Here is a 22,364-nt window from a genome sequence, read left to right on the forward strand (position 1 = left end):
ACCGGCTTTTAACCTAGGGGATGTCCGTGTCATTGGAACTTTGGCAGCAGTGCGTAGAGCTTTTGCGCGATGAGCTGCCTGCCCAGCAATTCAACACTTGGATCCGTCCGCTACAGGTTGAAGCCGAAGGCGACGAGTTGCGTGTCTATGCACCGAACCGTTTTGTTCTCGACTGGGTAAACGAAAAGTACCTCGGTCGTTTGCTTGAACTGTTAGGTGAGCACGGTCAGGGGATGGCGCCTGCGCTTTCTCTATTAATAGGCAGCAAGCGCAGTTCAGCTCCCCGCGCAGCCCCGAACGCCCCATTGGCTGCAGCGGCTTCGCAGGCAATGGCCGCGAGCCAGCCTGTTAGCCAGGCTCCTGCACCCGCTCAAGTGGCTGCTCCAGCGCCGGTACAGCAGCCATCACAGATTAACGACGAACCCTCTCGTGACAGTTTCGATCCAATGGCGGGTGCCAGTTCCCAACAGGCCCCTGCTCGTGCTGAACAGCGCACGGTTCAGGTAGAAGGCGCGCTAAAGCACACCAGCTATCTGAATCGCACCTTCACGTTCGAGAACTTCGTTGAGGGTAAGTCCAACCAACTGGCCCGGGCTGCGGCCTGGCAGGTAGCTGACAACCCCAAGCATGGTTACAACCCGCTCTTCCTTTATGGTGGCGTTGGTCTGGGTAAAACTCACTTGATGCACGCTGTGGGTAATCATCTTCTAAAGAAGAACCCGAACGCGAAGGTTGTGTACCTGCATTCGGAGCGTTTTGTGGCCGACATGGTCAAAGCGTTGCAGTTGAACGCTATCAACGAGTTCAAACGTTTCTATCGCTCAGTCGATGCGTTGCTGATCGACGATATTCAGTTCTTTGCCCGCAAGGAACGGTCCCAGGAAGAGTTTTTCCACACCTTCAATGCTCTGCTCGAAGGCGGTCAGCAGGTCATTCTGACCAGCGACCGTTATCCGAAGGAAATTGAGGGGCTTGAGGAGCGCCTGAAGTCGCGATTCGGCTGGGGCCTGACAGTTGCTGTCGAACCTCCGGAGCTTGAAACCCGCGTCGCGATCCTGATGAAAAAAGCGGATCAGGCAAAGGTAGATCTGCCTCATGATGCAGCGTTCTTCATTGCACAACGCATTCGCTCCAACGTGCGTGAGCTTGAAGGCGCGCTAAAGCGTGTTATCGCTCACTCGCACTTCATGGGTCGTGATATCACTATCGAGCTGATCCGCGAGTCGTTGAAGGACCTGTTGGCATTGCAGGACAAACTGGTGAGTGTGGATAACATTCAGCGCACCGTTGCCGAGTATTACAAGATCAAGATATCCGACCTGTTGTCCAAGCGTCGTTCTAGATCTGTGGCCCGGCCGCGCCAGGTGGCGATGGCATTGTCGAAGGAACTGACTAACCACAGTCTGCCGGAAATCGGCGATGTGTTTGGTGGCCGTGATCACACAACTGTTTTGCACGCCTGCCGAAAGATTAATGAATTGAAGGAATCCGACGCGGATATTCGCGAGGACTACAAGAACCTGCTGCGTACACTGACCACTTGATGACATCAGCGCAGCTTATTAAGGCAAGGGACTAGACCATGCATTTCACCATTCAACGCGAAGCCCTGTTGAAACCCCTGCAGTTGGTCGCCGGCGTTGTTGAACGCCGCCAGACCCTGCCGGTGCTCTCCAACGTGCTTCTGGTCGTCGAAGGGCAGCAGCTCTCGTTGACCGGCACTGATCTTGAAGTCGAACTCGTTGGTCGTGTTCAACTTGAAGAACCTGCTGAACCGGGCGAGATCACTGTCCCTGCCCGCAAGCTGATGGACATTTGCAAAAGCCTGCCAAACGACGTGCTGATCGATATCAAGGTTGATGATGCAAAATTGATCGTCAAGGCTGGTCGTAGCCGCTTCACGTTGTCGACATTGCCAGCCAATGACTTCCCGACTGTTGAAGAAGGTCCTGGTTCGCTGACCTTTAACTTAGTTCAAAGCAAGCTGCGTCGTTTGATCGAGCGCACTAGCTTCGCCATGGCTCAGCAGGATGTTCGTTATTACCTCAACGGTATGCTGCTGGAAGTTAGCGCGGGTGTGCTTCGCGCCGTCGCTACCGACGGTCACCGTTTGGCCATGTGCTCCATGACCGCTGATATCGAACAGGCTGATCGTCACCAGGTAATCGTGCCGCGTAAAGGCATTCTGGAAATGGCTCGCCTGCTGACTGAGCAAGATGGCATCGTGAGTATCGTCCTGGGTCAGCATCACATTCGTGCGACCACTGGCGAGTTCACGTTCACCTCCAAGCTGGTTGACGGTAAATTCCCGGACTACGAGCGTGTGCTGCCCAAGGGTGGCGACAAGCTTGTATTGGGTGATCGTCAGGCATTGCGTGAGGCGTTCAGCCGTACGGCGATTCTGTCCAACGAGAAATACCGCGGAATCCGTCTGCAACTGGCCAGCGGTCAGCTGAAAATCCAGGCGAACAACCCTGAACAGGAAGAAGCTGAAGAAGAGATCAGCGTCGACTATAACGGCGCTTCGCTGGAGATCGGTTTTAACGTCAGCTATCTGCTCGACGTACTGGGCGTGATGACTACCGAGCAGGTTCGTTTGATTCTGTCTGACTCCAACAGCAGCGCGTTGGTACAGGAATCGGATAATGACGACTCCGCTTACGTAGTTATGCCGATGCGCCTGTAACCATGTTCAGCAGAAGCTAGATGTCTCTTAGTCGCGTCTCGGTCACCGGGGTGCGCAATCTGCACCCGGTGACCTTCTCCCCCTCCCCCCGTATCAACATCCTTCACGGCGATAATGGCAGTGGCAAAACCAGCGTGCTGGAAGCCATCCATTTGCTTGGCCTCGCCCGTTCATTTCGCAGCGCTCGACTGTTACCGGTTATCCAGTACGAACAACCCGCGTGTACGGTTTTTGGTCAGGTCGATCTGGTTGAAGGTGGGCAAAGCAATCTGGGTGTTTCCCGTGATAGGCAGGGGGATTTTCAAATACGTATAGATGGGCAGAACGCTCGTAGCGCTGCGCAACTTGCTGAAACTCTGCCTCTGCAACTTATCAACCCGGACAGTTTCCGTCTTCTCGAAGGCGCGCCGAAGATTCGCAGGCAGTTTCTGGACTGGGGAGTGTTCCACGTGGAACCTCGTTTTATGGCCACTTGGCAGCGCCTCCAGAAGGCCCTCAAGCAGCGTAACTCGTGGCTTCGGCATGGTACACTTGACGGCGCTTCGCAAGCGGCATGGGACCGGGAGCTGTGCCTGGCCAGCGATGAAATTGATGAGTATCGGCGGTCATACATCAAGGCCTTAAAACCCGTTTTCGAACAGACTCTAAGTGAGCTGGTTGAACTCGAAGGTTTGACCCTGAGTTACTACCGTGGATGGGACAAGGAAAAAGACTTGAGCACTGTGCTCGCCTCTTCCCTCCATCGCGATCAACAGATGGGCCATACGCAAGCAGGACCACAGCGAGCTGATTTGCGACTTAGATTAGGCGCGCATAATGCGGCAGATATCTTGTCGCGTGGTCAGCAGAAACTGGTGGTGTGCGCACTGCGTATTGCTCAAGGGCATCTCGTTAGCCAGGCTCGTCGTGGCCAATGTATTTACCTGGTTGACGATCTACCGTCTGAACTGGATGACCAGCATCGCCGCGCGCTTTGCCGCTTGCTTGAAGACTTACGCTGCCAGGTTTTTATCACCTGTGTAGACCACGAATTATTGAGGGACGGCTGGCAAACGGAAACGCCAGTCGCTTTGTTCCACGTGGAACAAGGCCGTATCACCCAGACCCACGATCATCGGGAGTGATTGCATGAGCGAAAACCAAACGTACGACTCCTCCAGTATCAAGGTACTGAAAGGACTAGATGCCGTACGCAAGCGTCCCGGAATGTACATCGGTGACACTGACGATGGCAGCGGTCTTCACCACATGGTGTTTGAGGTTGTTGATAACTCGATCGACGAAGCACTGGCTGGCCACTGCGATGACATCACTATCACCATCCACCCGGACGAATCCATTACGGTCCGCGACAACGGTCGCGGTATTCCGGTAGACGTGCACAAAGAAGAAGGCGTGTCGGCAGCAGAGGTCATCATGACCGTGCTCCACGCTGGTGGTAAGTTCGACGACAACTCCTACAAAGTATCCGGCGGCCTGCACGGCGTGGGTGTTTCTGTAGTTAACGCCTTGTCCGAATTACTGCTGTTGACTGTGCGTCGTAGCGGCAAGATCTGGGAGCAAACTTACGTTCACGGTGTTCCACAGGAGCCGATGCGTATTGTGGGTGACAGCGACACGACCGGCACCGAGATCCACTTCAAGCCTTCCGCTGAAACCTTCAAGAACATCCACTTCAGCTGGGATATTCTGGCCAAGCGGATTCGTGAGCTCTCCTTCCTGAACTCCGGTGTTGGCATCGTCCTTCGAGACGAGCGCAGCGGCAAGGAAGAGCTGTTCAAGTATGAAGGTGGTTTGCGTGCTTTCGTTGAATACCTGAACACCAACAAGACTGCGGTCAATCAGGTATTCCACTTCAATATTCAGCGCGACGACGGCATTGGCGTCGAGATCGCTTTGCAGTGGAACGACAGCTTCAACGAGAACCTGTTGTGCTTCACCAACAACATCCCACAGCGTGACGGCGGTACTCACCTGGTGGGATTCCGCTCCGCGCTGACGCGTAACCTCAACGCCTACATTGAGCAGGAAGGTCTGGCCAAGAAGCACAAGGTGGCGACCACTGGTGACGATGCGCGCGAAGGTTTGACTGCGATCATTTCGGTGAAAGTACCGGATCCGAAGTTCAGCTCGCAGACCAAAGACAAGCTGGTTTCTTCCGAGGTTAAAACTGCAGTAGAGCAAGAGATGGGTAAATACTTCTCTGACTTCCTGCTGGAAAACCCGAACGAAGCCAAGGCCGTGGTTGGCAAGATGATCGACGCTGCACGCGCGCGTGAAGCTGCTCGTAAAGCTCGCGAAATGACCCGTCGTAAAGGCGCACTGGATATTGCGGGTCTCCCCGGCAAACTTGCTGACTGCCAGGAAAAAGACCCTGCCCTTTCCGAACTGTACCTCGTGGAAGGTGACTCTGCTGGCGGTTCAGCCAAGCAGGGACGTAACCGTAAAACCCAAGCGATTCTGCCACTCAAGGGTAAGATCCTTAACGTCGAGAAAGCACGTTTCGACAAGATGATCTCGTCGCAAGAAGTAGGTACTTTGATCACCGCCCTGGGCTGTGGTATCGGCCGCGATGAGTACAACATCGACAAGCTGCGTTATCACAACATCATCATCATGACCGATGCTGACGTCGACGGTTCGCACATCCGTACGCTGCTGCTGACCTTCTTCTTCCGTCAGCTCCCAGAACTGATCGAGCGTGGCTATATCTACATCGCCCAGCCGCCGCTGTACAAGGTCAAGAAAGGCAAGCAAGAGCAATACATCAAAGACGACGAGGCCATGGAAGAATACATGACCCAGTCGGCTCTTGAAGATGCGAGCCTGCACCTGAATGAGTCTGCACCTGGTATTTCCGGCGAATCGCTGGAGCGTCTGGTCAACGATTTCCGGATGGTGATGAAGACCCTGAAGCGCCTGTCGCGCTTGTATCCTCAGGAACTGACTGAGCACTTCGTGTACCTGCCTCCTGTCACTCTTGAGCAGCTGTCTGACCATGAAGGCATGCAAGCCTGGTTGGCACTGTTTGACGCCCGTCTGCGTGTTGGTGAGAAGTCGGGTCTGGTTTACAAAGCCAGCCTGCGTGAAGATCGCGAACGTAATGTCTGGCTGCCAGAGGTCGAACTGATCTCCCACGGTCTGTCCAACTACGTGACCTTCAACCGTGACTTCTTTGGCAGTAACGACTACAAGACCGTAACCGCACTGGGCCTGCAGATCAGTACGCTGCTGGAAGAAGGTGCTTACGTTCAACGTGGCGAGCGCAAGAAACAGGTCAGCGAGTTCAAGGAAGCCTTGGCCTGGTTGATGGCTGAAAGCACCAAGCGCCACACCATCCAGCGATACAAAGGTCTGGGTGAGATGAACCCTGATCAGCTGTGGGAGACCACGATGGATCCGTCGGTTCGCCGGATGCTCAAGGTCACTATTGAAGACGCTATCGGTGCAGACCAGATCTTCAATACCTTGATGGGTGATGCAGTAGAACCTCGCCGTGACTTCATCGAGAGCAATGCTCTGGCGGTTTCCAACCTGGATTTCTAAATCAGGTTGTGGCCGGAAACGGCCGTTTTCACTACTCCACGAAAAAGCCAACCTCCGGGTTGGCTTTTTTTATGGCGTTTTATTGGTTGGATGTTCAGGCGGGTTTAGAGCAACAGTTGAGGCGCGGATCGTACCTGGAGACACGCCCACCGAGCGTTTGAACGCACGGCTAAAGGCGGCCAGTGAACCGTAACCTAACTGGCTTGCGATAGTTTCTATTGGCTGCCGCTCGCGACTCAGACTAAGCAGAGCCAGGCGCATCCTCAAATCCGTGAGGTAGCGAAGCGGAGAAACACCAGTAGCATGAAGAAAACTCTGGGCAAAGACAGAGCGTGACTGCCCCGCTTCGCTCGCCAGAGAGGCTACTGTCCAGCTTCTACCGGGGTGTTTGTGCATCATTACAAGGGTTTTACTCAGCCGAGGATCCTGTAACGCACCTAACCATCCTGCTGCACCACCGCATCCATCTGCCACCCAATCCCTTATCACAAGTGCAGCAACCACTTCGGCCAGGCGCACCAGAATCCCCAAGTGGCCGGCTTTTAACATCAATGACTCACGCTCCATAGCGTCCAGCATGGGGCAGATCTCGGGTGACCCCTGTGACAGTGTGCTCGCCAGTAGTACCTCTGGCATGGCAGCGACCAGCGGCTGCATGCCGCCCAGTTCCAACTCCATACAGCAGCTGAAAATAACCGGACCTTGGCAAGCACTACCCTGCTCTCCGCTAAAAGAGTCAAAGGCGAACGGCTTTACGTTGGATACAGGCGTTCTCTCTGAAGACAAAATCGCATGAGGTCCGCCATGAGGTATCAGGACTGCGGTCCCCGTATCCATCCGATACAGGTTGTTGTCAGGGCTACGCAGCCAGACAGGCCCGCGTCCTACGAAGTGAAACTGCGCTCGACCCACTGCGTTAGTGAAACCCACCCCCGGAAAGTCTCGGACTTCTATCCTGCGAAACTGTACGCCCACAAGACGCATGCCTGATAACAATTCGCTGATCAGATCACTTGGATCAGGTTGAATAGGCAAAGCCATTATCACTCCAGGACGATTGATCAATATCTACAGAGCTCAGATCATAGACCGTCCTGTGCGCCCTACCTAGACTCCAATGCTCAACTTTGAGCATTGGAGTCATTTCATGAGTCACCGTTTTTGTGGTCGATTACTAGGCAACGCTTGGGCGATAGTGTTATTGGCAGCACTTTCATCTTTATCTATCGCAGCCGAGAAAAGCTACACGGTAACCGCTCCGGACGGCGTCAGGATCGCCGTTCAGGAGGCAGGTAATCCCGACGGCCCAGCGATCATCTTTATTCATGGTTTACTCGGTAGCCGCCTGAATTGGGAAAAGCAGACGAGCAGTCCGGAGCTGCAACGCTACCGTATGGTGACCTATGACCTGCGAGGCCATGGCCTTTCCGACAAGCCTGACGATTCCAACGCGTATCTCATAGGGCGTCGATCCGCAGATGATCTGGCTGCTGTTCTCAAGGCGACTGGTAGCAAGCACCCGGTGCTCGTTGGCTGGTCGTTGGGGGGAGTGGTTATATCCAATTACCTGGCGGCTTATGGTGACGCTGATCTCGGTGGCATCATGTATGTCGATGGCGTGATCGAGCTTAACGCTGCGTTGATTACCTCACACCCGGAGGTGTATGCAGGGCTGGCGTCTGATGATCTCAAGACACACCTGGAGGCCATACGAACATTCCTTGCCCTATGCTTCCACACCCAACCGGATGCCCCCACTTTCGAATTGTTGCTATCGAATGCTGCGATGGCGTCCTGGACAATGACACGCGCCACTCCGTCCATGACTGTGGCCGCTGCAGAAGGGTTACCCAAGGCGAAGGTGCCCGTCTTGATGCTGTATGGCGCAAAGGACCAACTCGTCAATGCTCAACCTTCTATGGCGCGCGCAAAGCAGTTGAATCCTCGCGTTCAGACAAAGGTATATGAGAACTCAGGCCATGCTCCGTTCCTGGAAGAAGCGTCACGTTTCAATCACGATTTATCGACGTTCATGGCGTCGCCGACATCGAGTAAGTGACGGCATTTAAACCGCAGTCATGGATGGCTTCGCGGCTGGTGCGATCCTCAAGCCAAGGCTTGTATGAGGATATGTTCCACGTGGAACGTGTATTTAGTAGGGACAGTGATTTAGCCGAGAGGGATCGCTTGATAGGGTATGGTCCATCAGAGCCGCGTCAAAAGTCCCTATGAGATGTACCCAAAACCGGACATAAAAAAACCGACCCCAAGAGGTCGGTTCTAGAAGCTCATAAAAACTTATGCACGTTTTTGGCTTTTTAATGAGCATCGGAAATAAGCAGTGAATCCAATGGTTTGCCGCCGTTTTTTGCGAAAAAATCAAAAACAGTGCACAGGTTATCCACAAAAATCAGATAACGGCTTCTTCCTTGCTCGACACCGGTGCGGTGATTGAACCCAAGGCTTTTTGAGTCTCTTCGTTCCAGGTCTGAACTCGATCGTTGAGCGCTGCGATGGCGCGTGGACCTTCGCCCTCTGCATACATCGGTTCGCCGATAACGACCTGAATAGTGCCTGGCTTTTTCGCCCAGCCTTCCTTCGGCCAGTACTTGCCGGCGTTGTGTGCAACAGGCAGCACGGGCAGGTTTGCATTGACCGCCAACGCAGTGCCACCGCGAGAAAACTTGCCGACCTGGCCAAACGGAACACGGGTACCTTCTGGGAAGATCAGTACCCAGACGCCATCCTTGAGCAACTCATCGCCCTTCTTGGCGATTTGTTTGAGTGCTGCTTTTGGGTTCTCACGATCAATTGCGATAGGACGCAGCATGGCCATTGCCCAGCCAAAGAACGGGACATACAGAAGTTCACGCTTGAGCACCTGGCTTAGCGGCGAGAAGTACTGTGACAGGAAGAACGTTTCCCACGTGCTCTGGTGGTTGGAGATGATCACGCAGGGCGTCTTGGGGACATTTTCTGCGCCGGTCACTTCAACCCGGATGTTGAGGAATACGCGCGTCAACCAGATTGCGCAGCGGCACCAGTAAACGTTGATGAAACGATAGCGAGCCTTGAAGGGCAGGAACGGTGCGATAAAGAAGCTTAACGTGCACCACAGCAAAGAGCTGGTGCCTAGCAACAGGTAGAAGAGAACGGTCCTGATTGCCTGGATGATCGACATAGTTGCATTTACCGTACGGGCAAGTGCCCGTTCATCAAGCGTACCGCTAGTTGTTTTGCGGAGCGCTATTGTGGATAAGTTCTGCGGCAACGGCCGCGAGATCGTCAAAAACCAACGTACTGGCGGGCAGCGAACCGGCCAGTGTTTTCTCACCTTTGCCGGTCTTTACCAAAACCGGTTGTGAGTCGACGGCCAGTGCGGCCTTGAGGTCACTGCTGCTGTCACCTACAAACCATAGTCCCGCCAGCTCCACCTGGTAGTGCCGGGCGATGGTCTGCAGCATGCCCGGTTTCGGCTTGCGGCAATCGCAGCCTTCATCGGGCCCATGTGGGCAATAGACGATCAAACCGACCTCGCCCCCCTGCTCCGCCACCAACGCACGTAGACGAGCGTGCATGGCATCCAGAGTCGCGAGGTCGTAATAACCCCGGGCGATGCCGGACTGGTTGGTTGCGACTGCAACCGTCCAGCCGGCCTTACTCAGTTGCGCAATGGCCTCGATCGAGCCGGGAATCGGAATCCACTCCCCCACCGACCTTATGTAAGCGTCGGAGTCATGGTTGATGACTCCGTCCCGATCAAGGATCAGCAACTTCACGATGCGCCCCTTCCTCAGCCCAGCAACGAGATGTCGGCGACACCCAGGAACAAGCCACGCAGACGCGCCAGCAGCGCATATCGGTTGGCCCGTACATTGGCGTCCTCGGCGTTGACCATTACAGCCTCGAAGAAGGCATCAACCGGTTCACGCAGGGCTGCCAGACGCGCGAGGGTTTCGCTGTACTGACGCGCTTCTGCCATTGGCTGCACATCTTGATCTGCTTGCTTGATCGCCGAATAGAGCGAGAACTCGTTAGCGTTATCGAAGTATTTTGGCTCGACGGTCTGGGCAATGTTGCCCTCAGCCTTGCTCAACAGATTCGAAACGCGCTTGTTCACTGCGGCCAACGCGGCAGCTTCCGGCAGTTTGCGAAACGCCTGAACGGCTTGAACACGTTGATCGAAATCCAGCGCCGAGCCTGGTTGCAGGGCACGAACCGACAGATAAACCGCCACTTCAACGCCTTCGTCTTCGTAACGCGCACGCAGGCGGTCGAAGATGAATTCCAGTACCTGATCGGACAGACCGGCAGCTTTGACCTTGGCACCGAACTGACCCACCGCAAATTTCACGGTTTCGATCAGGTCCAGGTCCAGCTGCTTCTCGATCAGAATGCGCAGGATGCCCAGCGCGGCACGACGCAGCGCGTACGGGTCTTTACTGCCGGTTGGCAGCATGCCAATACCGAAGATACCGACCAGAGTGTCCAGCTTGTCAGCGATGGCCACTGCCGAACCGGTCAAGGTCGTTGGCAGTTCAGCGCCAGCACCGCGCGGCATGTACTGCTCGTTCAGCGCCAGAGCTACATCGTCGGTTTCGCCGTCAGCCTTGGCGTAGTAGTAACCAGCGATACCCTGCATCTCAGGGAATTCGCCAACCATTTCCGTGGCCAGGTCGCACTTGGACAACAGACCGGCACGGGCTGCACGTTGAGCGTCGCCACCAATACGTGGAGCAATGAACGCAGCGAGTTTCGAAACACGTTCAGCTTTGTCGAAAACGCTGCCCAACTGAGCCTGGAACACGACGTTCTGCAGACGCTGGTTGAAGGTTTCCAGCTTCTGCTTCTTGTCCTGCTTGAAGAAGAACTCGGCGTCGGTCAGACGTGGACGAACAACTTTCTCGTTACCCAGCACGATCTGCTGCGGGTCTTTGCTTTCGATGTTCGCGACGGTAATGAAGCGCGGCAGCAACTTGCCGTCGGCATCCAGCAGGCAGAAGTACTTCTGGTTGTCCTGCATGGTGGTGATCAGGGCTTCTTGCGGCACTTCCAGGAAGCGCTCTTCGAACGAACACACCAGCGGAACAGGCCACTCAACCAGCGAAGTCACTTCGTCCAGCAGGCTTGGCGGCACGATGGCAGTGCCTTCGTGCTGGGTCGCGAGCTCGTCGACGCGTTTGGTGATCAGTTGGCGACGTTCGTTGAAGTCAGCCAATACGTACGCATTGCGCAGATCGCTCAGGTAGCTGGCTGGCGAGGTGATGCGAACGCTTTCCGGATGGTGGAAGCGGTGACCACGTGATTCCCGGCCTGCGGTTTGAGCCAGGATTGTGCAGTCGATGACCTGATCGCCGAACAGCATGACCAGCCACTGGGTTGGACGCACGAACTCTTCCTTGCGAGCCCCCCAGCGCATGCGCTTGGGGATCGGCAGGTCGTTCAGGGAGTCTTCAACGATAGTCGGCAGCAGGCTCGCGGTGGGTTTGCCTGCGATGCTCTGGCTGTAACGCAGCTTGGGGCCGCTCTGATCAATTTCGCTCAGATCAACGCCGCACTTCTTGGCAAAACCCAGGGCAGCCTGAGTCGGGTTGCCTTCAGCATCGAAAGCCGCCTGACGTGGCGGACCGTCAAGGTTGATGCTGCGATCCGGCTGTTGCGTGGACAGGTCGGTGATCAATACAGCCAGACGACGAGGTGCGCCATACACCTGCTTGGCGCTGTACGTCAGGCCTGCAGACTGCAGGCCTTTTTCGATACCGGCCAGGAAGGCGTCAGCCAACGTGTTGAGCGCTTTTGGCGGCAGCTCTTCGGTGCCCAGTTCAACCAGAAAATCTTGAGCACTCATTGTTGCGCCTCCAGCTTGGCCAGCACTTCATCACGTAAATCAGGTGGAGCCATCGGGAAGCCCAGCTTGGCGCGAGCCATCAGATAAGCCTGGGCAACCGAACGAGCCAGGGTACGAACGCGCAGGATGTACTGCTGACGAGCAGTTACCGAGATAGCGCGACGGGCATCCAGCAGGTTGAAGGTATGGGAAGCCTTCAGAACCATTTCGTAGCTTGGCAGCGGCAACGGCTGATCCAGTTCGATCAGGCGCTTGGCCTCGCTTTCGTAGAAATCAAACAGTTCGAACAGCTTGTCGACGTTCGCGTGCTCGAAGTTGTAAGTCGATTGCTCCACTTCGTTCTGGTGGAACACATCGCCGTAAGTCACGCGGCCGAATGGACCGTCAGCCCACACCAGGTCATAGACCGAGTCAACGTTCTGCAGGTACATCGCCAGACGTTCAAGGCCGTAGGTGATCTCACCGGTCACCGGATAGCATTCGATGCCGCCCGCTTGCTGGAAGTAAGTGAACTGCGACACTTCCATGCCGTTGAGCCATATCTCCCAGCCCAGACCCCAGGCGCCGAGCGTTGGCGATTCCCAGTTGTCTTCAACGAACCGCACGTCGTGGACCAGAGGGTCCAGACCGACATGCTTCAACGAGCCCAGATACAACTCCTGGAAGTTGTCCGGGTTTGGCTTGAGGACTACCTGAAACTGATAGTAGTGCTGCAGGCGGTTCGGGTTTTCACCATACCGGCCGTCAGTCGGACGGCGGCTTGGCTGTACGTAGGCTGCGTTCCAGGTTTCCGGGCCTACGGCGCGCAGAAACGTGGCGGTGTGGAAAGTGCCGGCGCCTACTTCCATATCGTAGGGCTGAAGTACCACACAACCTTGCTCGGCCCAGTATTGCTGGAGGGCGAGGATCAAGTCTTGGAAGGTACGCACGGCTGGCGTAGGCTGGCTCACGAAATTCACCTGTACTGGGGCTGCGATTTAAAGAGCGGGAGTATACCCGATTCAGCAGCACCTCCACCCTTGGAAGCCCTATGCCACGCTGCTATTGGTGCAACGAAGAGCCGATTTACATCGATTATCACGATCACGAGTGGGGCGTGCCGTTGCGCGACGCGCAGAAGCTCTTCGAGTTGCTTTTGCTCGAAGGGTTCCAGGCCGGTCTTTCATGGATCACCGTTTTGAAAAAGCGCGCGCGCTATCGCGAGGTGATGTTCGGTTTTGATGTGCATCGAATCGCGGCCATGACCGACGCTGATATCGAAGTCCTGATGCAGGAGCCAGGCATCATCCGTAACCGTCTCAAGCTCAATGCCGCCCGGCGCAATGCGCAGGCCTGGTTGAAGCTGGACGACCCGGTGGAATTCCTCTGGTCGTTTGTGGGCGGTGAACGGAAGATCAACCACCGCAAGGACCGCAGCGAAGTCCCGGCTATCACGCCAGAGGCCGAGGCCATGAGCAAGGCGTTGAAGAAAGCCGGGTTTACCTTTGTCGGGCCGACCATCTGTTATGCCTACATGCAGTCGAGCGGCATGGTCATGGACCACACCGTGGATTGTGATCGATACGCGGATTTGGTCCGCTGACGGTTACAATGGCCGCCTTGAGTTTTGGGGAGTGATCTGTGGAAAAGTTTAAAGGTGCCCTTATGGTGGGCGCGTTGCGACTGTTTGCCTTGTTGCCCTGGCGCGTTGTGCAGTGGGTGGGTGCGGGCATCGGCTGGTTGATGTGGAAACTGCCGAACCGTTCGCGTGAGGTCGCGCGCATCAACCTGGCTAAATGCTTTCCGGAAATGGACCCTGCCGAGCGCGAGCGTCTGGTCGGTCGTAGCTTGATGGATATCGGCAAGACCCTCACGGAAAGCGCCTGCGCCTGGATCTGGCCTGCTCAGAAGTCGATCGATCTGGTGCGCGAAGTCGAAGGCCTCGACGTACTCAAGGATGCCTTGGCGTCCGGCAAGGGCGTCGTTGGCATCACCAGCCACCTGGGTAACTGGGAAGTGCTGAACCACTTCTACTGCAGCCAGTGCAAACCGATCATTTTCTACCGCCCGCCCAAGCTCAAAGCGGTCGATGACCTGCTGCGCAAACAGCGCGTGCAACTGGGTAACCGCGTGGCGGCCTCCACCAAGGAAGGCATTCTCAGTGTCATCAAGGAAGTGCGAAAAGGCGGCTCGGTGGGTATTCCGGCCGATCCCGAGCCAGCAGAATCAGCAGGGATCTTCGTGCCGTTTTTTGCCACCACGGCCCTGACCAGCAAGTTTGTGCCCAACATGCTGGCCGGTGGAAAGGCGGTCGGCGTGTTCCTGCATGCCATGCGCCTGCCAGACGGTTCGGGTTACAAAGTGGTGCTGGAAGCTGCGCCCGAGGCCATGTACAGCACCGACACCGCGACCTCTGCGGCGGCCATGAGTCAGGTAGTGGAGAAGTATGTGCGGGCGTATCCAAGCCAGTACATGTGGACCATGAAGCGCTTCAAGAAGCGCCCTGCCGGAGAGGCTCGCTGGTATTGATGGGCTAGATGCAATACCGGTAGGAGCGAACTTGTTCGCGAGACGATATTCCTGATTGCACAGCACTATTGCTCGCGAACAAGTTCGCTCCTACCGGGGCTGTGTACCTGCTTAAAAAAAGCTCAACCCCACCTGGAACAGCCGCTCCACATCGCGGATGTACTTTTTATCCACAAGAAACATGATCACGTGGTCGCCGGTTTCGATCACGGTCGCGTCGTGGGCGATAAGTACTTCGTCGGCACGGATGATCGCGCCAATTGTGGTGCCCGACGGCAGCGCGATGTCCTTGATGGCTTTGCCGATGACCTTGCTGGACTTGGTGTCGCCGTGAGCAACCACTTCGATGGCCTCGGCTGCACCGCGACGCAGTGAGTGCACGCTGACGATGTCGCCGCGGCGTACGTGGGCCAGCAAGGTGCCGATGGTTGCCAGTTGCGGGCTGACCGCGATATCGATTTCGCCGCCCTGGACCAGATCGACATACGCCGCGTTGTTGATGATGGTTATCACCTTACGCGCGCCCATGCGCTTGGCCAGCAACGACGACATGATGTTGGCTTCGTCGTCGTTGGTCAGGGCCAGGAACAGATCGGTGTTGGCGATGTTCTCTTCCAGCAGGAGATCACGGTCTGATGCGCTGCCTTGCAGCACTACCGTGCTGTTCAGCGACTCCGAGAGGTGACGGCAGCGTGCAGGATTCATCTCGATGATCTTGACCTGATAGCGGCTCTCGATCGCTTCCGCCAGGCGCTCGCCGATATGCCCGCCGCCCGCGATGACAATGCGTTTGTAGTTCTCGTCCAGACGGCGCATCTCGCTCATGACGGCACGAATGTCTGCCTTGGCGGCGATGAAGAATACCTCATCGTCCGCTTCGATGACCGTGTCGCCTTGCGGCAGGATCGGCCGATCACGACGGAAAATAGCCGCCACACGCATGTCGACATTGGGCATGTGTTCACGCAACTGGCGCAGTTGCTGACCGACCAGCGGTCCGCCGTAATAGGCTTTCACTGCAACCAGTTGTGCTTTGCCGCCTGCAAAATCGATCACCTGCAGTGAGCCGGGGTATTCGATCAGACGCTTGATGTAGTTGGTGACGACCTGCTCGGGGCTGATCAGCACGTCAACGGGAATGGCATCGTTGTCGAACAGACCTGCACGGGTCAGATAGGCCGCTTCCCGCACTCGAGCAATCTTGGTGGGCGTGTGGAACAGCGTGTAGGCGACTTGGCAGGCAACCATGTTGGTTTCGTCGCTGTTGGTCACTGCCACCAGCATGTCAGCGTCATCTGCACCGGCCTGACGGAGTACGGTCGGGAACGAGCCACGGCCCTGCACCGTGCGAATATCCAGACGATCGCCCAGATCACGCAACCGGTCGCCATCGGTGTCGACCACGGTGATGTCGTTGGCTTCGCTGGCGAGGTGCTCAGCCAGCGTACCGCCAACCTGCCCTGCGCCGAGGATGATGATTTTCAATCAGTAATTCCTTGAAAGTTAATCGCAGGGATCTGTGGGTGATAGAAATACTGTGGGAGCGAATTTATTCGCGAAGAGGCCAGTACATTCGGCAAATATTTATCGCCTTCAACATAGCATTCGCGAATGAATTCGCTCCCACACAGTCTGCACAGGTCTTACGACGTTGAAGCAGTCAAGCAGCGATCTTGATCAGTTTGGCGTAATAGAACCCGTCATGCCCGCCTTCCTGCGCGAGCAACTGGCGACCGTGTGGCTGTTTCAGGCCCGGTGGTTGCTGGCCGAGCTGACCGGCGATGTCCAGCTCGCGAGCGCCGGAGGTACGGGCCAGAAACGCCTCGATGACTTTGGTGTTCTCCATGGGCAGTGTCGAGCAGGTAGCGTAAAGCAGAATGCCGCCGACTTGCAGGGTCGGCCAAAGGGCATCGAGCAACTCGCCTTGCAGGGTTGCCAAGGCCGGGATGTCATCAGCCTGACGGGTCAGCTTGATGTCGGGATGACGACGGATCACGCCGGTTGCCGAGCACGGCGCATCGAGCAGGATGCGCTGGAACGGCTTGCCGTCCCACCATTGTGCGGTTTCCCGGGCATCGGCAGCGATCAACTCGGCACTCAGCCCAAGGCGCTCCAGGTTTTCGCGCACCCGTACGAGACGCTTGGCCTCCAGATCCACCGCCACTACGCCTGCCAGCGCAGGCTGCACTTCCAGCAAGTGACAGGTTTTACCGCCAGGGGCGCAACAGGCGTCCAGCACCCGTTGGCCTGGAGCCAGTTCCAGCAGATCGGCAGCCAGTTGCGCGGCTTCGTCCTGCACGCTGATCCAGCCTTCGGCGAAGCCCGGCAGGCTGCGTACATCGCAAGGTTCAGTCAGAAGAATACCGTCCTGACTGAACGTACAGCCGCCTGCTTCAATGCCAGCCTTGGCCAGTAGTTCGAGGTATTGATCGCGGCTGTTGTGCCGACGATTGACCCGCAGAATCATCGGCGGATGCGCGTTATTGGCGGCGCAGATGGCTTCCCACTGTTCCGGCCAGGCGGCTTTCAGCGCTTTTTGCAGCCAGCGTGGGTGCGATGTACGCACCACCGGATCATGTTCCAGCTCGGCCAACAATGCTTCGCTTTCACGCTGGGCACGGCGCAGCACGGCGTTGAGCAGCGCCTTGGCCCAGGGCTTTTTCAGTTTGTCTGCACACCCTACGGTTTCGCCGATGGCGGCATGAGCCGGGATACGCGAATACAGAAGTTGATACAAGCCCACCAAAAGCAACGCCTCGACGTCAGCATCGGCGGCCTTGAAAGGCTTTTGCAACAGTTTTGCCGCCAGCGCAGAAAGACGCGGTTGCCAGCGGGCGGTGCCGAACGCCAGATCCTGAGTCAGGCCGCGATCACGAACTTCAACTTTGTCCATCTGCGTCGGCAGCGAACTGTTGAGCGAAGCTTTGCCGCTGAGCACAGCAGCCAGTGCCTTGGCGGCGGCCAGACGCGGGTTCATTGCCCCGTTACCGGTTGGCCCAGCACGGTGCCAATGGCGAACTTCTCGCGACGGCTGTTGAACAGGTCAGTGAAATTCAGAGGCTTGCCGCCGGGTAATTGCAGACGAGTCAGACGCAGCGCACCCTGGCCACACGCGACAATCAGACCGTCCTTGCTTGCTTCGAGAATGACGCCCGGCTCGCCCTGCCCTTCAGCGAGGCTGGCGGCGAGGACTTTCAGGGCTTCGCCGTTCAGCGTGCTGTGGCAGATCGGCCATGGATTGAATGCACGAACCAGACGCTCCAGCTTTTCGGCCGGACGGGTCCAGTCGATACGCGCTTCGTCCTTGTTGAGCTTGTGAGCGTAAGTGGCGAGGCTGTCATCCTGCACCTCACCGATCAGTGTGCCATCGGCCAGACCGGCAATCGCTTGCAATACAGCAGGCGGGCCCAGTTCAGCCAAGCGGTCATGCAAAGAGCCCCCGGTGTCTTCTGCGGTGATGGGCGTGACGGCCTTGAGCAGCATCGGGCCGGTGTCCAGGCCCAGTTCCATGCGCATGACCGTGACGCCGCTTTCGGCATCGCCTGCTTCTACGGCGCGTTGAATCGGCGCCGCACCACGCCAGCGTGGCAGCAGCGATGCGTGGCTGTTGATGCAGCCCAGACGCGGGATATCCAGCACCACTTGCGGGAGGATCAGACCGTAAGCGACCACCACCAGCAAGTCAGGCTTGAGCGCAGCCAGTTCGGCCTGGGCCGCGGCATCGCGCAGGGTTGGCGGTTGCAGCACCGGAATATCATGTTGCACAGCCAGTTGCTTGACCGGGCTCGGCATCAGCTTTTGTCCACGACCGGCCGGGCGATCAGGCTGGGTGTAGACCGCGATGATCTGGTGAGGGCTGTCGAGCAAGGCCTTGAGGTGTTCAGCGGCGAACTCTGGGGTGCCGGCGAAGACGATGCGCAGTGGCTCAGTCATGGGCTTCTCGTTGGGAAAGGATGGGGGCGGGATGGGCGCTCTGCGCTGCGAGATCTTTCGTAGGAGCGGCTTTAGCCGCGAGCCGTAGAATGCCCTCCCGGCTAAAGCCGGTCCTACGAGGTTGTGGTCGTTACTGAATCAAGCGTTCTGCTTGTGCAGTTTTTCGAGCTTTTTCTTGATCCGGTCGCGCTTGAGGTTGGACAGGTAATCGACGAACAGCTTGCCGTTCAGGTGATCACACTCATGCTGGATACACACAGCAAGCAGGCCTTCGGCGATTTCTTCGTAAGCCTTGCCGTCACGGTCCAGTGCCTTGATACGCACTTTTTGCGGGCGATCCACGTTTTCGTAGAAGCCTGGAACGGAGAGACAGCCTTCCTGATACTGATCCATTTCGTCGGTCAGCATTTCGATCTCGGGGTTGATGAAAACCCGAGGCTCGCTGCGGTCTTCGCTGAGGTCCATGACCACGACACGCTTATGGACGTTGACCTGGGTTGCAGCCAGCCCGATACCTGGCGCCTCATACATGGTTTCAAACATGTCATCGACCAACTGACGAATGTCGGCGTCTACTACGGCCACCGGCTTGGCGATGGTGCGCAGGCGCGAATCGGGAAACTCGAGGATGTTTAGAATAGCCATATACGTAAGAGCTGCACTTGTAGGGTAAAGTCAAAATCGGCTGCTAGGCTTTGGACGTTCAAGCGGGGCAACCATTTTCACACCGAGCCGGATAGGACTCTATGTTCACGCGAAGCAACATGATAAAGGGATTCACTGCATGAGGAAATCACTACTCGCCCTGCTGCTGTTGGCCGCGACCGGTCTTGTGCAGGCGCAAGTGCAACTCAGGGAAGGCCATCCCCAGCGTTATACCGTCGTTGCTGGTGACACGCTTTGGGACATTTCAGGCAAGTTTCTCAGTGAGCCCTGGAAATGGCAGGAAATCTGGCGCGCCAACCCGCAGGTCCATGACCCTGATCTGATCTATCCCGGCGATACCTTGACGCTGAGTTATGTGGACGGACAGCCCCGCGTCACCCTCAATCGCGGCGCATCTCGCGGCACCGTCAAGCTGTCACCGCAGGTGCGCAGTACGCCGATGATCGAAGCGGTGCCGAGTATTCCCTTGGGCGCAATCAATGCTTTTCTGCTCAGCAACCGCATTGTAGACACTCCCGAGCAATTCGACAGAGCGCCGTACATCGTGGCTGGCAATGCCGAGCGGGTGCTGAGCGGGATCGGCGACCGTATCTATGCCCGAGGTGCTCTGGACCCTGCGCATTCGGTTTACGGCATCTTCCGCCAAGGCAAAACCTACACCGATCCGGTCACTCAGGAGGTACTGGGGATTAACGCTGACGAGATTGGCGGAGGCGAAATTGTCGCGACCGAAGGTGATATCTCCACGTTGATGCTGCAACGCTCGAATCAGGAAGTGCGCCTGGGCGATCGATTGTTCGCCAGCGAAGAGCGGGCAATCAACTCCAGCTTCCTGCCAAGCGAGCCAGGTAACCCGATCAACGGCTTGATCATCGACGTTCCACGGGGTGTGAATCAGATCGGTGTCATGGATGTGGTCACAGTGGATCGTGGCAGGCGAGACGGCCTGATCGAAGGCAACGTGCTGGCGATCTACAAAACTGGCGAGACTGTCCGTGATCGCATCACCGGTGAACAAGTCAAAATTCCTGACGAACGTTCGGGTCTTCTGATGATTTTCCGTACTTACGACAAACTCAGCTACGCGCTGGTTCTGAATGCCAATCGTTCTCTGGCGGTGATGGATAAGGTCAGAAATCCTTAACGTCATGTTGCAGAATTAATACAGATTCCTGTCGTTGCTTCACCAGTTATCAAATTGTTGTTAACAGAGTTATCCACAGGATTGGCCACCAATTTTGGTGCGCTGCAGATCAAGGAAGATCTTATGCCACTGTTTGAAAAAGCTGCCCCTTCGCCTGCCGAACAGGAAGCGCGTTTGCGCCTGCATTGCTTGCCGGAGGTGGGGCCAAAGCGATTCTTCAAGTTGATCAATGCGTTCGGCAGCGCTTCTGCTGCGCTCAGTGCACCGGCTAGCGCATGGCGTTCTCTGGGGTTGCCGACGGCGTGCGCAGAGGCTCGACGTGATCCGGATGTACGCGATGGTGCGAGTGCCGCACTGGTCTGGTTAGAGCGTCCGGACCAGCATTTGCTGATGTGGGACGATCCGCAGTATCCGGCATTGCTGGCGGAAATCCCCGATCCACCTCCTCTTCTGTTTGTCGCAGGTAACGCTTCGATTCTTGACCGGCCGCAGTTGGGCATGGTCGGCAGCCGCCGCGCTTCACGTCCGGGCCTGGATACCGCGGCAGCCTTTTCGAAAAGTCTTGCGGGTGCCGGATTTGTCATCACCAGCGGACTGGCGTTGGGCATTGATGGCGCTGCGCATCAGGCCGCTCTGGACGTCGGCGGCTCTACAATCGGCGTCCTCGGCACTGGTATCGAAAAACTTTATCCACAGCGCCACCGAGCGTTGGCGGCGCGGATGATTGCCGAAGGAAGTGCAGTGGTTTCCGAGTTCCCGCTGGATGCAGGTCCTACTGCCAGCAACTTCCCGCGTCGCAACCGAATCATCAGTGGCTTGTCCCTGGGTGTGCTTGTGGTCGAGGCCAGCGTTGCCAGCGGTTCGCTGATCACGGCTCGTTTGGCTGCCGAACAGGGCCGCGAGGTGTACGCCATCCCGGGTTCGATTCATCACCCCGGCGCGCGTGGCTGTCATCAGTTGATTCGCGATGGCGCAGTACTGGTCGAGACGGTGCATCACATTCTCGAAGCTTTGCGTGGCTGGCAGGTGGTGGCACCCACTGAAACGGTGCAGACAACCGAAGTCGCTATCGACCATCCGCTGCTGGCTTTGCTGCATGCAGCGCCACACACCAGTGAAGCGTTGGCGCACTCCATTGGCTGGGCGTTGCCGAAAGTGCTCGCTGCGTTGACCGAACTGGAGCTGGACGGACGCATTACCTGTGAAGCAGGACGATGGTTTGCGCGCGCAGCCTGAGGTTAAACTGCCGACAATGTTTTAGTGGAGAGTGAAAATGGTCAGCAGTTGGCGAGTGCAACAAGCCGCCCGAGATATTCGTGCCGGTGCGGTCATTGCCTATCCAACCGAAGCGGTGTGGGGGCTGGGGTGTGATCCGTGGGATGAAGAAGCGGTTTACCGCCTGCTGGCGATCAAATCGCGGCCTGTGGAGAAAGGGCTGATTCTGATCGCTGACAACATTCGTCAGTTCGACTTCCTGTTCGAAGATTTCCCGGAGCTGTGGATTGATCGTATGGCCAGCACCTGGCCGGGTCCCAACACGTGGCTGGTGCCTCACCAGAATCTCTTACCTCAATGGATTACAGGCATTCACGAGACGGTGGCGTTGCGCGTCAGCGATCACCCAACGGTGCGTGAGCTGTGTGCATTGGTCGGGCCGCTGATTTCTACCTCGGCCAACCCGGCGGGCCGCCCTGCTGCCCGCTCACGTCTGAGGGTCGAGCAGTATTTCCGTGGGCAGATCGATGGCGTGCTCAGCGGCAGCCTGGGTGGCCGCCGTAACCCGAGCGTGATTCGCGATATCGCTACGGCAGAGGTTGTTCGAGCGGGGTAATTCGGTCCTTCGGGGTCGAACATGATCTCGGGCTCATGATGGACCTGTGCAGACTGTGTGAAAACTACTGCGCTCGGCAATACTGCGTTAAAAACAGGCGAAAAATGCTCATTTAGAACACCTAGACTCCGCTTTTTCGCCCGTTTTTGCCTTGTCTTGCCGTCGCTCGCTACGTTTTCACACAGTCTGTGTGGGACCGAAT

At 56.8% G+C, this 22,364-nt stretch carries 19 protein-coding genes; 10 read left to right on the forward strand and 9 right to left on the reverse strand.

Going from position 1 to position 22,364, the window contains the following annotated elements; all coding sequences use genetic code 11:
* Positions 1-26: 26 nt before the first annotated feature.
* Genes dnaA through gyrB form a run of 4 tightly spaced genes read left to right on the forward strand, consistent with a single transcriptional unit; the run spans position 27 to position 6,232 of the window.
* Entirely contained in the window at positions 27-1,544 is a 1,518-nt protein-coding gene (gene dnaA / locus K3169_RS00005) for a chromosomal replication initiator protein DnaA (RefSeq protein ID WP_099270342.1), read from the forward strand.
* Between the two features lie 38 nt (positions 1,545-1,582).
* Entirely contained in the window at positions 1,583-2,686 is a 1,104-nt protein-coding gene (dnaN, locus tag K3169_RS00010) for a DNA polymerase III subunit beta (RefSeq protein ID WP_027901577.1), read from the forward strand.
* A gap of 20 nt (positions 2,687-2,706) precedes the next feature.
* The gene (gene recF, locus K3169_RS00015) at positions 2,707-3,810 is read left to right on the forward strand and encodes a DNA replication/repair protein RecF (RefSeq protein ID WP_122708562.1); all 1,104 of its coding nucleotides are present in this window, start codon (positions 2,707-2,709) and stop codon (positions 3,808-3,810) included.
* A gap of 4 nt (positions 3,811-3,814) precedes the next feature.
* Complete coding sequence (gene gyrB, locus K3169_RS00020) at positions 3,815-6,232, forward strand: DNA topoisomerase (ATP-hydrolyzing) subunit B (RefSeq protein WP_255876950.1); 2,418 nt, start codon at positions 3,815-3,817, stop codon at positions 6,230-6,232.
* A gap of 69 nt (positions 6,233-6,301) precedes the next feature.
* Here the strand turns inward: gyrB and K3169_RS00025 are convergent, their stop codons facing one another.
* On the reverse strand, positions 6,302-7,273 hold the full coding sequence (locus K3169_RS00025; protein WP_263269404.1) for an AraC family transcriptional regulator: 972 nt from the start codon (positions 7,271-7,273) through the stop codon (positions 6,302-6,304).
* Positions 7,274-7,379: 106 nt separating this feature from the next.
* On the opposite strand from K3169_RS00025, the gene K3169_RS00030 reads away from it, so the two are divergent.
* Positions 7,380-8,291, forward strand: a complete 912-nt coding sequence (locus K3169_RS00030; RefSeq protein ID WP_263269405.1) for an alpha/beta fold hydrolase — start codon at positions 7,380-7,382, stop codon at positions 8,289-8,291.
* Positions 8,292-8,642: 351 nt separating this feature from the next.
* On the opposite strand, the gene K3169_RS00035 is transcribed toward K3169_RS00030, so the two are convergent.
* From K3169_RS00035 to glyQ, 4 genes are read right to left on the reverse strand one after another with little or no spacing between them, the layout of a single operon-like run.
* Positions 8,643-9,413, reverse strand: a complete 771-nt coding sequence (locus K3169_RS00035; protein ID WP_122708559.1) for a lysophospholipid acyltransferase family protein — start codon at positions 9,411-9,413, stop codon at positions 8,643-8,645.
* A gap of 46 nt (positions 9,414-9,459) precedes the next feature.
* Positions 9,460-10,011, reverse strand: coding sequence for a D-glycero-beta-D-manno-heptose 1,7-bisphosphate 7-phosphatase (gene gmhB / locus K3169_RS00040; protein ID WP_122708558.1), 552 nt, complete (start codon positions 10,009-10,011; stop codon positions 9,460-9,462).
* 14 nt (positions 10,012-10,025) lie between these two features.
* Positions 10,026-12,080 carry a glycine--tRNA ligase subunit beta gene (gene glyS / locus K3169_RS00045; RefSeq protein WP_027901571.1) on the reverse strand — a complete coding sequence of 685 codons (2,055 nt, stop codon included), beginning with the start codon at positions 12,078-12,080 and terminating at the stop codon, positions 10,026-10,028.
* Positions 12,077-13,030: a glycine--tRNA ligase subunit alpha gene (gene glyQ / locus K3169_RS00050; protein WP_020292021.1), complete on the reverse strand. Its 954-nt coding sequence runs from the start codon at positions 13,028-13,030 to the stop codon at positions 12,077-12,079. Before glyQ ends, glyS begins: the two co-directional genes overlap by 4 nt.
* An 80-nt stretch (positions 13,031-13,110) precedes the next feature.
* Between glyQ and K3169_RS00055 the strand changes: the two genes are divergently transcribed.
* Positions 13,111-13,662 (forward strand): DNA-3-methyladenine glycosylase I, encoded by a 552-nt coding sequence (locus K3169_RS00055; protein WP_027901570.1) that lies wholly within the window; start codon positions 13,111-13,113, stop codon positions 13,660-13,662.
* A gap of 38 nt (positions 13,663-13,700) precedes the next feature.
* Positions 13,701-14,588 (forward strand): lysophospholipid acyltransferase, encoded by an 888-nt coding sequence (locus tag K3169_RS00060; RefSeq protein ID WP_087269473.1) that lies wholly within the window; start codon positions 13,701-13,703, stop codon positions 14,586-14,588.
* 111 nt (positions 14,589-14,699) lie between these two features.
* On the opposite strand, the gene trkA is transcribed toward K3169_RS00060, so the two are convergent.
* From trkA to def, 4 genes are all read right to left on the reverse strand, one after another.
* Entirely contained in the window at positions 14,700-16,073 is a 1,374-nt protein-coding gene (trkA, locus tag K3169_RS00065) for a Trk system potassium transporter TrkA (protein WP_027901568.1), read from the reverse strand.
* Between the two features lie 175 nt (positions 16,074-16,248).
* Positions 16,249-17,565 carry a 16S rRNA (cytosine(967)-C(5))-methyltransferase RsmB gene (gene rsmB, locus K3169_RS00070; RefSeq protein WP_263269410.1) on the reverse strand — a complete coding sequence of 439 codons (1,317 nt, stop codon included), beginning with the start codon at positions 17,563-17,565 and terminating at the stop codon, positions 16,249-16,251.
* Entirely contained in the window at positions 17,562-18,521 is a 960-nt protein-coding gene (gene fmt / locus K3169_RS00075) for a methionyl-tRNA formyltransferase (RefSeq protein WP_263269411.1), read from the reverse strand. The genes rsmB and fmt overlap by 4 nt, the downstream gene beginning before the upstream one ends.
* Before the next feature lie 138 nt (positions 18,522-18,659).
* Positions 18,660-19,166, reverse strand: coding sequence for a peptide deformylase (def, locus tag K3169_RS00080; RefSeq protein WP_027901565.1), 507 nt, complete (start codon positions 19,164-19,166; stop codon positions 18,660-18,662).
* Positions 19,167-19,305: 139 nt separating this feature from the next.
* On the opposite strand from def, the gene K3169_RS00085 reads away from it, so the two are divergent.
* From K3169_RS00085 to K3169_RS00095, 3 genes are all read left to right on the forward strand, one after another.
* Positions 19,306-20,331 (forward strand): LysM peptidoglycan-binding domain-containing protein, encoded by a 1,026-nt coding sequence (locus tag K3169_RS00085; protein ID WP_263269412.1) that lies wholly within the window; start codon positions 19,306-19,308, stop codon positions 20,329-20,331.
* Positions 20,332-20,454: 123 nt separating this feature from the next.
* Entirely contained in the window at positions 20,455-21,567 is a 1,113-nt protein-coding gene (gene dprA / locus K3169_RS00090; RefSeq protein WP_263269413.1) for a DNA-processing protein DprA, read from the forward strand.
* 37 nt (positions 21,568-21,604) lie between these two features.
* Positions 21,605-22,162, forward strand: coding sequence for an L-threonylcarbamoyladenylate synthase (locus K3169_RS00095; protein WP_231674865.1), 558 nt, complete (start codon positions 21,605-21,607; stop codon positions 22,160-22,162).
* The last annotated feature ends 202 nt before the right edge of the window (positions 22,163-22,364 follow it).

The organism is Pseudomonas phytophila (assembly GCF_025643095.1).
Lineage (GTDB): Bacteria > Pseudomonadota > Gammaproteobacteria > Pseudomonadales > Pseudomonadaceae > Aquipseudomonas > Aquipseudomonas quasicaspiana.